At 63.0% G+C, this 12847-nt stretch carries 10 protein-coding genes and 1 pseudogene; all 11 read right to left on the bottom strand.

The features are described from left to right. Positions 1 to 3 precede the first annotated feature (3 nt). Positions 4 to 2742 carry a ribosome-associated ATPase/putative transporter RbbA gene (gene rbbA, locus AB3G45_RS03285; RefSeq protein WP_367829209.1) on the bottom strand — a complete coding sequence of 913 codons (2739 nt, stop codon included), beginning with the start codon at positions 2740 to 2742 and terminating at the stop codon, positions 4 to 6. Next, positions 2739 to 3806 carry an HlyD family secretion protein gene (locus tag AB3G45_RS03280; protein ID WP_367829346.1) on the bottom strand — a complete coding sequence of 356 codons (1068 nt, stop codon included), beginning with the start codon at positions 3804 to 3806 and terminating at the stop codon, positions 2739 to 2741. The genes rbbA and AB3G45_RS03280 overlap by 4 nt, the downstream gene beginning before the upstream one ends. A gap of 130 nt (positions 3807 to 3936) precedes the next feature. Further along, a complete protein-coding gene (locus AB3G45_RS03275) occupies positions 3937 to 4176 on the bottom strand; it encodes a YdcH family protein (RefSeq protein WP_367829208.1) in 240 nt (79 codons plus the stop codon). A gap of 94 nt (positions 4177 to 4270) precedes the next feature. Further along, positions 4271 to 5524, bottom strand: a complete 1254-nt coding sequence (locus tag AB3G45_RS03270) for an MgtC/SapB family protein (protein ID WP_367829207.1) — start codon at positions 5522 to 5524, stop codon at positions 4271 to 4273. Positions 5525 to 5728: 204 nt separating this feature from the next. Further along, positions 5729 to 6174 (bottom strand): annotated as a pseudogene (locus AB3G45_RS03265) (universal stress protein). 184 nt (positions 6175 to 6358) lie between these two features. Further along, entirely contained in the window at positions 6359 to 6952 is a 594-nt protein-coding gene (locus AB3G45_RS03260) for an NAD(P)H-dependent oxidoreductase (protein WP_367829206.1), read from the bottom strand. Between the two features lie 240 nt (positions 6953 to 7192). Next, a complete protein-coding gene (locus tag AB3G45_RS03255; RefSeq protein ID WP_367829205.1) occupies positions 7193 to 8014 on the bottom strand; it encodes a universal stress protein in 822 nt (273 codons plus the stop codon). A gap of 96 nt (positions 8015 to 8110) precedes the next feature. Continuing rightward, positions 8111 to 9022 (bottom strand): carbamate kinase, encoded by a 912-nt coding sequence (gene arcC / locus AB3G45_RS03250; RefSeq protein ID WP_367829203.1) that lies wholly within the window; start codon positions 9020 to 9022, stop codon positions 8111 to 8113. A 1-nt stretch (position 9023) separates the two neighbouring features. Next, positions 9024 to 10025 carry an ornithine carbamoyltransferase gene (gene argF / locus AB3G45_RS03245; protein WP_367829202.1) on the bottom strand — a complete coding sequence of 334 codons (1002 nt, stop codon included), beginning with the start codon at positions 10023 to 10025 and terminating at the stop codon, positions 9024 to 9026. Between the two features lie 25 nt (positions 10026 to 10050). Then, complete coding sequence (locus AB3G45_RS03240) at positions 10051 to 11268, bottom strand: arginine deiminase (protein ID WP_367829201.1); 1218 nt, start codon at positions 11266 to 11268, stop codon at positions 10051 to 10053. 23 nt (positions 11269 to 11291) lie between these two features. Further along, entirely contained in the window at positions 11292 to 12761 is a 1470-nt protein-coding gene (gene arcD / locus AB3G45_RS03235; protein ID WP_367829200.1) for an arginine-ornithine antiporter, read from the bottom strand. Positions 12762 to 12847 lie beyond the last annotated feature (86 nt).

The raw sequence follows: 12847 nt of genomic DNA, 5'->3' as shown, positions 1-12847 counted from the left end.
CTCTCACCTTGCCTGCTTCCTCAGGAACATTGCGGCAAGCGCAAGCAGGATCGGCGTCGCCAGCGCCAGCATGAGGAAAGCCGTGCCAAGATCCTGGAAGCCGAGCCCCTTGGAGAAGGTGCCGCGGGAGGCGATGATGAACCATGTCGTCGGATAAATCTCGCCGACCATCCGGCCAATACCCTGAAGAGACGAAACCGGGTCGATCATGCCCGAATACTGCGCGCCCGGGATGATTGTCAGCAGCGCCGTCGCAAACAGGGCGGCGACCTGACTGGAAATGAAGACGGAGATCAGCAAGCCCATCGCCGTGGTCGCCATCACATAAAGCAGCGCCGCGAGCGAGAAAGCCGGGAGACTGCCGGTCAGGGGAACCTGGAAGATGAAGACCGCGAAGGCGAGCAGCATGAAGAAGTTGAGCAAAGCCAAAGCGACGTAGGGCAACTGCTTGCCGACCAGGAATTCCAACTGCGTCACCGGCGTGACCCAGAAGTTGACGATCGAGCCCAGCTCCTTCTCCCGCACGACACTTAGCGTTGTCAGGATTGCCGGTATCAGCAGCAAGAGCAGCGGGATCACAGCCGGAACCATGGCAACGATGCTCTTCACGTCGGGATTATAGCGATAACGCGTAACGACATCGAAGCTGCCCTTTGTCGCCGCATCGCCATGGAGCATGCGGGCCTGCCGCATAAGCCAGTCTGCATGCATGCCCTGGACGTAGCCCCGCACGGATTCGGCGCGGCTCGGGTTTGCACCGTCGATCCAGGCGCCGATCTCCACCGTCTGGCCGCGCGCAAGGTCGCGAGCAAATCCCGACGGTATCTCGATTGCCAGATTGATCTCGCCGCGCCGCATGCGCTCGTCGATTTCCTCGTAGCTCGCAAGAGGCGCCATCTCTGTGAAGCAGCGCGATCCGGCAATATCCTGCACATAGTCGCGACTGGTCGCCGTCTGATCCCGATCCAGCACCGCGAAGGACAGGTCTTCGATGTCCATGCTCACGCCGTAGCCGATCACGAACATCAGGATGAGGCTGCCAAGCAGCGCCATCGTCAGCCGGATCGGATCCCGCCGCAGCTGCAGGCTTTCCAGCCGCGAATAGCTGAGAAGGCGACGCAGGCTGAAAGCAGCGACCGGTCCAGATGCCTCGTTCGCCGTCATTTCAGCCATGGCAAGGGTCTCGGTGGGCTTGCCGGTATCACCGATGGCCTCTTCCAGATAAGCGATGAAAGCGTCCTCAAGGGTATTTGCGCCCTTCGACTGAATGATCGCCTCGCTCGTGTCACTGACGAGAACCTTGCCGGCATGCATCAGCGAAATGCGGTCGCACAGTTCCGCCTCGTTCATGAAATGGGTCGAGATGAAGATGGTTACGCCATCCTTTCGCGACAAATCAGCGAGAATGCGCCAGAAGGCGTCACGGGCGACGGGATCGACGCCGGATGTCGGTTCGTCGAGGATCAGGATTTCCGGGTCGTGGATCAGCGCTACGGCAAGCGACAGTCTCTGCCGGATACCGAGCGGCAATGCTTCGGGAAGCGCGTCGGGAACGGATGCCAGGTCGAAATGCGCAATCATTTCCGCGACGCGCGCAGCGATCCTGTCCTGCGCCATGCCGAAGAGGCGGGCGTGCAGTTCTAGGTTCTGCCGCACCGTGAGTTCCGAATAGAGCGAGAAGGACTGGCTCATGAAACCGACGCGGCGGCGAACGGCCATGTCCTTGGGATCGACCTTGGCGCCGAACAGGCGCGCGTGCCCTTCGGTGGGCTCGAGGAGTCCCGTCAGCATCTTCATCGTCGTGGTCTTGCCGCAACCATTGGAACCGAGAAAGCCGAAGATCTCCCCCTTCGGAATGCGGAAGCTGACATGATCCACGGCGGTGAAGTCACCGAAGCGCTGCGTCAGTCCCTCGGCCTCAATGGCAATCTCACCATCGGCTCCGACCGTGCGTTTGGGGATGACCACCTTTTTGTGGTTGCGCCGCTCGTCTTCCGGCAGGAGCGCGATGAAGGCTTCGTCAAGGCTGGCTGTTCCGGTGCGCTCCAGCAGTTCGGCAGGCGTACCGGTTGCCAGCACCTCACCGGCATTCATGGCGACGAGCCAGTCAAAGCCGGCGGCCTCCTCCATATATGCCGTGGCCGTGATGACGCTCATCGCAGGGCGCGACCGGCGGATAAGGCCAATCAATTCCCAGAACTGGCGGCGCGACAGTGGATCGACACCCGTCGTCGGCTCGTCGAGAATGAGCAGGTCCGGATCATGGATCAGGGCGCAGCAGAGGCCGAGCTTCTGCTTCATGCCGCCCGAGAGCTTTGCCGCGGGCCGGTCGCGAAAAGCGGACATGCCCGTCGCTGCCAGAAGCATGCCTATCCTGCGTTCCCGCTCGGCCTTTTCGTGGCCGAACAGACGCCCGAAGAAATCGACGTTCTCGAAGACGGAGAGCGTGGGATAGAGGTTCTTGCCCAATCCCTGCGGCATATAGGCAATCCGCGGGCAGGTGCGTCGGCGGTGACCTGCATTACGCATGTCTCCTCCGAGAACCTCGACCTCCCCTTGCTGGATCAAGCGCGCGCCGGCGACAAGCGAGAGCAGGCTCGACTTGCCAACGCCATCAGGCCCGATCAGCCCGACCATCCGGCCCGCCGGAAAGTCCAGCGTCGTATCCTTCAGCGCAACTGTCGCGCCATAGGCCTGCGTCAGGTGAGCAACCCTCGCGACGATGGACGGAGGCTGCGTCATTGCACCAGATTGCCCAGTGTAGCGGGCCAATCAGCAGAGGAATCCGTCTTCACATAGGCGATGCCCGGCAGGCCGGTTTTGACGTATTCGATATATTTCTGCAGGATTTGCGGGTTGACGCGCGCCCGGACGCGAAACATCAGCTTTTCCCGCTCGTCCGCTGTTTCCACCGTCTTCGGCGTGAACTGCGCGACATCGGCGACATAGGACACCGAGGCAGGAATGACGACGTCAGGCGCCGCGTCCATCACGAGGCGGACTTCGGAGCCGGTGGCGATGCGGCCAACCTGCGAGGTCGGCAGGAAGAAGGTCATGTAGACGTCGGTCAGATCAACCATCTTGAGGATGCGCCCGCCGGCGGCAACGATCTCGCCCTCCTGAGCCACCCGGTACTGCACCCGCCCGTCCCGCGGAGCGGTAAGGACGGCGTCATCTATCAGGGCGGTGATGGAGTCGATCGCGGCTTTTGCCGCGTCGACCGCCGCTTCGGCGTCAACTACTTGTGCCTTTGCCGAACCTACACCGGCCTCGGCGGCTGCCTTGCCCGCCTCCGCGGATGCGAGCCCGGCACGGGCCTGCCGATCGCTGGCGCGATCCGTTTCGAGGGATTGCTGTGCGACAGCATTGGCTCGCGCCAATTGTTCGGAGCGGGCAAGCCTTGTCGCCGCAGCATCGGCCACGGCTGCGGCCTGCTCGATCTGGGCTATCGCGGCTGCCAGTTGCGCATCGGCCTGCTTGACCAGACTGCCGGCCGTCTCGACCCCGATCGTCGCGCGGCGCAGCTGCGCTTCCGCCTGGCGTTTCTGGGCTTCGAGCTGCACGGTATCCATCCGGACCAGAACATCTCCCTTTCGCACGCTATCACCCTCGGAGGCGGTGATTTCAGCGATGCGGCCACTGGAAAGGGCTGCAATATCCGTTTCCGTCGCCTCAATGCGGCCATTGCCCGTGGCGATACCGGCGGGAAGAGCCGGAGACGCTATCCGGTTCCACACAAGGTATGCACCGAGAGCGGCAACGGCAAGCGCCCCGACCAGTACGAATTTTCTGGATGTCTGTGCCATGCGTTGTTTGCCCCTCGGAACATCATCCAGTTGCGGCATCCGGATCATGGGCAGGCCGTTGGATGCCATATTGGTCCAAGCTCTTCCGATGACTTCGGATGGACCTGTCCTTTATCGAAAGCCATACGGCTCAGGCGTTTTTCAGGGCTGCGGCGATCCGGTCCTTTATCGAAAGACGTTGCTTGCGGAGCTTGGTCTCGTGATCCTCGCCCACGGGGGCGACGCTCGTTTCAGCGAGATGGATCGTATCGTTCACCTCGTCGTATTCCTGCAGCAGGGTGGCAAAGGCCGGGTCCACTGCCTTCAAGGCATGAATCTGGTCGAGTTGGCCAGGAAACTCTTCGCCAAGAGTGTGAGGGGTGTTCGACATGTATGTCTCCATCGTTGATTGCACGGGCAGAATACGGGGCGTCAGCCCGCAAACCTTGATCTCGGTCAATTGCAGACGTGAAGATGGCAGGCCCTCACAGGGGTGGAAAAATGGAAAACACGATCCCGCCGGCTGCGACCGACATCACGGTGGCAAGAAGCAAAGGAACCCAGAAGCGCATGGGGCCGGAGGCGACGGCAAGGACGACGCGGAAAAGCGCGTTGGACGTCATCGCGGCCAGAACGGCCTGACCGACAATCTCCGCTGTCGCTGCTGAACCCACAAGGCGCAGTGCGCCCAGTACCGCAACATCGACATCGACCGCGCCCGAAACGGCAGCCGCTGCAACGATCCCCTGCGAGCCACTATAACGCACAAGTGCCGCGTTCGCGGTCGCGGCGATCGCAAACAGGAGCGCAAACAGCAGGAGCGGACCAAGCTCGAAGGGGCTTCGTATCGTCGAAGCGACACCACCGGACCCGTGACCTCGCATCAGCAAAAGCGCGCCGCAGAGGCCGAAGACAAGCATGGCGGAAAAGGCCGCCGGTCCGATCACGAGGAGCACCTGGGGCTTGATCAGGCCGATGACGACACAGACGCGGCCAATCGAGACGATTGCAGCAAAGGTCGCCGCTCCGGCCAGGGGATATGGCGCCGCTCCGGAACTCGCGTTCCGCCCGAGCGCAAGCGTAACGGCGGTGGATGAAACAAGCGCGCCGCTCACCGCACTTACGATCAGGCCGCGTGTCGCCCCAAGCAGGCGCACCGCGATATAGCCAAGATACGAAATTGCCGCCGTCAGAACGGTGAAGAACCAGACCTCGTGCGGGTTCAGCCCGCCCCACGGATCGATGGTGCGACTTGGCAGGACCGGGAGGATAATCGCAGTCATCACCGCAAGTATAAGAGCCGACCGTACTTCCTCCCAGGTCAGCCGCTTCAAAAGCTCGTGCAAGACCTCGCGGCTTGCCAGGATGGCGGCAAGTGCGGCCCCTCCCCCCGCAGCAGCCTGTGTCTCTCCTGCCGCCGCCAGAGCCCCCAAAGCAAAGACACAGAGGCCGGCGACGACGCTTGTGACGCTGAAATCCTCATCATGCGCTGCCTCCCGCGCCTTATAGAACGCAAAGACCACAGCAAAACCGAGAAAACCGGCGACCATCAGGGAGGCAGCCTCCATAGACTGGGAAAGCGCCGAGAAAATACCTCCAAGGAGACCCGAAATGCCGTAGGTGCGGATGCCCGCCGTCCGGCTGCGTGCCGGTGCACCGCGTTCGCGCCATCCGCGTTCCAAGCCGACCAGCAGCCCGATCGCCAAGGCAAGACCTAGTCGGGCGAGCGTCGTCTCCATGTCATGTGCCAAGCGCCGGGCGAGGCCGATGCGCGCTGCATCCCCGTGCCAGCCGAAATGAGGCTCGTTGAACCCTGTCTATGGAACTCACTCCTTGTAAATCTCGCCACCGGCCCGAAACCGTTCCCATTCGTTCCACCCAAACTGCGCAGTTTTCAAACCGCATTTCGGATGGCGGCCTGACTTCATGCGGCGCGAGGCTGCTTATCGTACGACAAGTACGGGTACCGGGCTATGAGTCAGCACACTGTTGGTCTGGCTGCCCAGCAGCAGGCGGCCTACGCCCCGACGGCCATGCGACGACATGACAATCAAACTGCAGCCATTGGCGACGGCCGCTTCCACAATTGCATCTGCCGGATTGGCATTCTCAACGTGCAGTAGGTCTGCTGCAACGCCGATCTTGTCCGCGGCATCCTTCACCCGCTTCAAATGCCGATCCGCGAATTCCTTCTGCGTCGCGTCGTAACTTTCCACATCGATTGGCAGAGCAACCCATCCGAAGCCGCCACTCACATAGTAGGGAAAACGTTCGGTAACGACGATAATCGTTACCTTGGCCTGCAACGCTTTGGCGAGCGAAGAGCATGGTCGACGCCTTTTTGAGCGACATCTGATCCATCGGTTGGGACGAGGATGTGATTATACAATGTGGTGCTCCTGAAAACGACTTTGCGCGGTTGGGTTGGAGGTTGCAATGGGACACAGGAAGGCTGTTTGCCTACGATAACGGTCGCCTCAGTCAACATCTTGATCTACGTCAAAAAGCACGCACTCACGCTGATTTCTTGCTCCGGATTTCCAAGGCACCTTGTCATCGTTCGCGAACGCCAGTCAGGCGGCGCGGGCACCGAGCTTCTGCATTTTTCCAAGCCACTTTTTCCGCGTGGCGTCGCTCGCACCTTCCACCATGCCGAACAGCGTTTCTCGCACCGGGCTGATGCCGACGAAGTTCAGGATATTGCGGCGTATGCCGGCGATGCCGTGGCTGAGATACCAGAGCCGGTAGAAAAATGCGGGCATTCCCATGGTGACGACCACGCGGGCGGACCGGCCTTCGAGCAAGGTCCGGGCAAAGCCGCCCCTGCCCTGCTCGGGATATGCAAAAGCCACGCCCGGGCGCATCACCTGTTCGAAAAAAGCCTTCAGCAGCGCAGGCATGGTGCCCAGCCACAGCGGAAAGACAAACACGATATGCTCAGCATCCCTGATCGCCTGCGCCGCCTCTTCCAGCATCACCGGGACAGGTCGCCTTTTGAACTCCTCCGTCGTCTGCAGCAATGGGAAGTCGAGGGTCGCGATATCGATGAGCCACACCTCGTGGCCGGCAGAGCGGGCGCCATCTGCATAGCTGGCGGCAAGCGCCCTGCAGAACCGTTCAGGCCCCGGGTCGGGATGACCGACGATGATAAGGATACGACGCGGCATGACTATCTCCCTGGTCAAAAGCCATCAAACGCCTTTACCGCGCAGGTGCCTTGATGCCGATCAAACGACCCGCCCGTTCCTTGCATGTCGGCCTTCGCGGGCGAAGGACCAGCGTCAGCCAGAAAGTCAGGGCGCTCGGGTGACTCAGCCAGAAGGCTTTGGGGGTCCGCACGATGAGAACGATGGCGCGTACCGTGAGGAAGGTTTCGCGGCCGGCGCCGCCCGCTCGCGAAGATGTCCTCAGCTCGACATGAAGCGGTTGAGCCGGGTCTCGTCGAGCAGCGAACGGGTCATGCCACCGAAGGCCCATTCCCTCAGGCGGCTGTGCCCATAGGCGCCGGATACGACGAGATCCGCATCATGTCTGTCGATGAGTTCGATCAAGCTGGCGGTTTCGCGGCTACTTTCTACGGTTTCGCTGCGCGCCGTCACACCATGACGCGCCAGGAAGGAGACGACGTCGCCTATGCTCTCGCGCGCCCACTCGTCGATGACGGAAGCGACGGTAGCAACGATGACGTCACCTGCCGCCTGCAATAGCGGCATGGCGTCTGCGACCGCACGCCGCGCCTCGCGCGTGTCCTTCCAGGCAACGACGATCTTCCGGCCGACACGGTGCTCCGTATCGCTGCCGACGACCAGGATCGGCCGCCCCAGTTGCAGCACCGCGCTGCCCGGATCGACCCGGCGAGCCGTATCCTTCGTCGCCGCACCGTCGGTCGCCTGTGTGACGACGATGTCGGCGATCCTCGCCGCCTGCACGAGGGCGTATGTGGGCCTTTCCTGCGCAGCGCGCCAATCGGTCTCGACCGCGCCGGCGACCAGCGCCTCGAATTCCTTTCGCAGTTCCTTGAAACGGCGCTCGTCGTCGTCGCGCATCTGCCGCCACACCTGGGCAGCAAGCGTTGCGCCCTGCGGTCCGGTGACCGGCAAATACGTGTCTGCCGCGCAGAAGCCGATCAGCCTGGCATTCCAGCGCTGGGCCAGTTCGCTCGCGGTCTTCACGACCGGGACGATCGACCCTTCGATATTCAGGTTCACGAGAATGGATTTATAGCTCACTGGACTGTCCTCCGCCCGACCTGTCTACTCGTTGAAGGATAGCGCTTGGAACGAACGACACCTTGACGCGGATCAAGCCCGGTTGTGCTCGACGTTTCAGGCATCTACCGGCTCTATCCATGTTCCGCGAATGCCCGCAATGATCTCCACGGCGTCCTCAAGCCGACCGATTGCCGCCGGTTTGCCGACGGTACGGGCAAAGTCGATGCCCGCCTCGACCTTCGGCCGCATGGAGCCAGCGGGAAAATCGCCCGGTGTCAGATCCGATGCCCGCATGATGCCGAGCGGAATGGCAGCGTCCGTGCCCCAACCACTATAAACGGCGTCAACATCGGTCAACATGAGGAGAAAGTCCGCATGGAGTTGGCGCGCGAGAAGCGAGGAGGCGTAATCCTTGTCGATGACGGCTTCTATGCCACTGAGGCTGCCATCCTCCAGCTCCACGACAGGGATGCCACCACCGCCGGCGCAGATCACGATGACGCCGCGTTCGACGAGAAAACCCAGCACCTCGGCCTCCAGGATCGCGAGCGGCTTCGGCGAGGCGACGACGCGACGCCATTTGTCGTTGTCGGGGGCGACCTGCCAGCCCCGCTCCACCGCCAGGCGGCGGGCCGTCGCCTCGTTGTAGACAGGACCGATGGGCTTGGTGGGCGCCGCGAAGGCTGGATCGTGCGGATCGACCTTCACCTGCGTCAGAAGGGCGGCGAACAGCCTGTCCCTGATCGCGTTACCCAGTTCCTGCTGGAGGACATAGCCGATCATGCCGGCGCTTTCGGCATCGAGCACATCGAGCGGAAACGGCGAGCCGGGCGTCGCGGCCGCCTGGAGGGCGAGCAGGCCCACCTGCGGGCCGTTGCCATGGGTGATCACCAGCGAATGGCCGGCGGAGACAAGCGCGGCGAGCACCGCCGCCGCGCGCCGAATGTTGGCGCGCTGGTTCTCGGCGGTCATGGCCTCGCCGCGCCGCAAGAGGGCATTGCCACCAAGGGCGATAACGATCTTCATGTCAGCCACCGAGCGTGGCGACGAGGATTGCCTTGATCGTGTGCATGCGGTTCTCTGCCTGGTCGAACACGACGGAGGCTGCGGATTCGAAAACCTCGTCCGTGACTTCCATGCAGTCGATGCCGTAATTGCGCGCGATATCTTGTCCGACCTCGGTTTCCGCATCGTGGAAGGCCGGCAGGCAGTGCATGAACTTGGTATGGGGATTTCCCGTGGCGGCCATGAGCTGACGGGTCACGCGATAGGGCGTCAGCCACTCGATGCGCTCGCCCCAGGCGCTCTCGTTCTCGCCCATGGACAGCCAGACGTCGGTGTAGAGAAAGTCGGCGCCCTCCACGCAGGCACCCACATCCTCGTCCAGCCTGAAGCTGCCGCCGCTCGTCTCGGCCATCGCCCGGACATGATCGCAGAACGCATCGTCGGGCCAGAGGGACCGGGGCGAGGCAATGCGCATGTCCATGCCGACCTTCGCCGCGCCGACTGCAAGCGACGTCGCCACATTGTCCCGCCCCTCGCCGACGAAGACGAGCGTCATGTCCGACAGGTGCTTGTGCGAGAATTCGCGCATCGTCATGAAATCGGCGAGCACCTGGGTCGGATGGGCCTCGTCCGTCAGTCCGTTATAGACCGGCACCCCGGCATGGGCGGCCAATTCGTCCGCCTGATGCTGGCTGAAGCCGCGATATTCGATGGCGTCGTACATGCGTCCGAGCACACGCGCCGTATCCTTCATCGACTCCTTGTGCCCGATGTGGCTACCCGAAGGGCCGATATAGGTGACATGGGCGCCCTGATCATAGGCCGCGACCTCAAAACCAGATCGCGTGCGGGTAGAGTCCTTTTCGAAGATCAGGGCGATGTTCTTGCGGGCAAGGCGCGGCACCTCCGTGCCGGCCTGCTTGGCGGCCTTTAACTCGACGGCAAGACGCAGCAGGTAGCGGATCTCCGTGCCGGAGAAATCGTCCAGTGTCAGCACGTTGCGGCCATGCAGGTTGACGGGCATGTCGGTTCTCCTCGCTCGGTTTTGGTCAGATCGGATCGCGCGCGATCGGGCAGGTCATGCAATGACCGCCGCCGCGGCCGCGGCTGAGCTCGGCGCCTTCCACCGTGATGACCTCGATGCCGGCCCGGCGCAGCAGCGTGTTGGTGTAGACGTTGCGGTCGTAACCGATGACCACGCCGGGTTCCACGGCGACGACATTGTTGCCGTCGTCCCATTGCTCGCGCTCAGACTCGTAAGTATCGCCGCCCGTCGAGACGATGCGCAAGGTCTTCAGTCCCATCGCTTCCTTCACCACCTCGACGAAGGATTTGGTCTCCTCGACCACATCGACGGCGGCCTCGTCCTCGCCCGGCCGCAGCGAGAAGGTGCGCAGCCGCTCGACCACCGGTGGATACATCGTCGCCAGATCCCGGTCGCAGAAGGTGAAGATCGTATCGAGATGCATGAAGGAGCGGTCGCGCGGCATCAGGGCGGCGACGACACGCGTCGCCTCGCCAGCCGCAAACAGACTGCGCGCCAACCCGCCGACCGCCTGCGGCGTGGTGCGCTCGCCCATGCCGACCAGCACGACGCCGCCGCCGACCGGCATCACGTCGCCGCCCTCCAGGCTGATGCCGGGGCCGGGATTGTCGGGCGAGACGAAGGGAAGACCGGCATCACGGAAGCGTGGATGGAACCGATAGACGGCCTCCACATTCGCCGCCTCGGGCTTGCGCGCCGCCCAGTACATGGCGTTGACGGAGACCGAGCGGTAGATCCAGCAGGAACTGTCGCGCATGAAGAGCTGGTTCGGCAGCGGCGGCAGCACGAAATCCTGCGGCAGCAGCGTCCTGCCCGTCAGCCCGGCCGGCTGAAAAGGCAGTTCGGCGCGGGCGATGCCGCCCACCAGCAACGACGCCAATTGGTCGGCCGGCATCTCGTCCAGCCAGCCGCGCAACTCGCCCACCATGTCGTAGCCGACGACAGAGGCATCGACCCGCCGGTCGAGCAGCCAGTCGCGCCCCTCCGGCAGGGCCATGGTTTCCTCCAGCAACTCGCCGAACAGATGCACGGTGACGCTCCGCTCGCGCAGCGCATCGACGAAGACGTCATGCTCCTGCCGGGCGCGTTTGACCCACAGCACGTCGTCGAACAGCAGGGCCTTGCAGTTGTCCGGGGTGAGGCGGCGGAGGCTGAGGTCGGGCCGGTGCACGATTACCTCGTGCAGCCGGCCGACTTCGGAATGGGCGCCAAGAGCGGCCATGACGGATCCTTTCGACGAGCGGTTCAAAGGGCGCTGACGGCGCCGGTCCACATGGCGTAGGCGGCGTAGAATCCCACCGCGACCAGAGCGGCGGCCAGGACCGCTTCCACCGGGTGGAAGATACGCTGGCCGGTCTCGCGCCGTGCCCAGATGAAGAAAACGATGCCAGGCGCATAGAGGATGGCGCACATGAAAAGGTAAGAAAGGCCGGCCGCATAGACGAGCCAGAGGCCGTAGACCGTCGCCAGAAGGCCGATCAGCATGGGACCGTTGCGCCTCTCCCCGGCACCGTAGCCCTCACCGGTGATCGCAAGCTTGGCCGCGTAGGCTCCGGAGAAGATGTAGGGCACCAGGATAGCGGCGGACGCGATGGTGAACAGCGCCTGATAGGTGCTTTGCGCGAACAGCGTGATGACGAGGAACGCCTGCACCAGCAGATTGGTGATGAGAAGCGAGGTGGACGGCACGCCTCGCGCGTTCTCGTGTCCGAAGAACTTCGGCATGGTGCCGTCCCGGCCGGCGACGTGCGGGACCTCCGCGGCAAGCAGCGTCCAGCTCAGGAAGGCGCCGATGACGGAGACGACGAGCGCCAGGTTGATGAGCACAGCGCCCCACGACCCGACCACGGCTTCGAGCACGCCTGCCATGGACGGGTTCTTGAGTGCGGCAAGCTCCGGCTGGCTCAGGATCCCCACCGACAGCAGCGAGACCAGCGCGTAGAGCGCAAGGCAGGTGAAGAAGCCGAGTACGGTGGCCGTGGCGATATCCTTGCGCCGCTCGGCGCGGGCCGAAAAGACGCTTGCGCCCTCGATGCCGATGAACACCCAGAGCGTCACAAGCATCGTGCTCCTCACCTGGTCCATGATCGAACCAAGGCTGGCATTGCCAAGCCCGGTGAAGTCGAGTGACCAGACATCGATCTTGAAGGCGACCGTGACGATGCCGATAAACAGCACGATGGGCGCGATCTTGGCCACGGTGACGATCAGGTTGACGACCGCCGCCTGTCGCACGCCGGCCATGACGAGGAAGTGAATCACCCAGAGAAGCACGGAGGCGCCTAACACGGCCTGCCATGTGTTTCCATCACCGAAGGCGGGGACGAAATAGGACAGCGCGCTGAAGACGACCACCGCGTAGGAGACATTGCCGACCCAGGCGCTGATCCAGTACCCCCAGGCGCTGTTGAAGCCGATGAACGGCCCGAATCCCGCCTTGGCATAAGCGTAGGGACCGGCATCGAGGTCCGGCTTTCGCGTCGCCAATGACTGGTAGACGAAGACCAGTGCCAGCATGCCGACGGCGGTGATGACCCAGCCGATCATGATGGCGAGTGGCCCCGCGCCCGCGGCCATGTTCTGCGGCAGGCTGAAGACGCCCGACCCGATCATCGAACCGATAACGAGCGCGGTCAGCGCTCCCAAGCGCAGCTTGGTCTCTCTTGTCGTCGAAACGGACGTGACGGATGCGGAAGGAATATCTGTAGCAGCCATGGTTAGATCTCCCAGAGGTCAGGCCAGTGTGAAAAGAATGCGCCCTGCCCGCGGGTATTGCTTTGACCCGTGTCAAATGCCGCCCG

This window comes from Shinella sp. S4-D37, from assembly GCF_040812195.1.
Taxonomy (GTDB): Bacteria; Pseudomonadota; Alphaproteobacteria; order Rhizobiales; family Rhizobiaceae; genus Shinella.
Note: the sequence above shows the minus strand (reverse complement) of the source record. Positions and strands in the feature narration are given on the sequence as shown.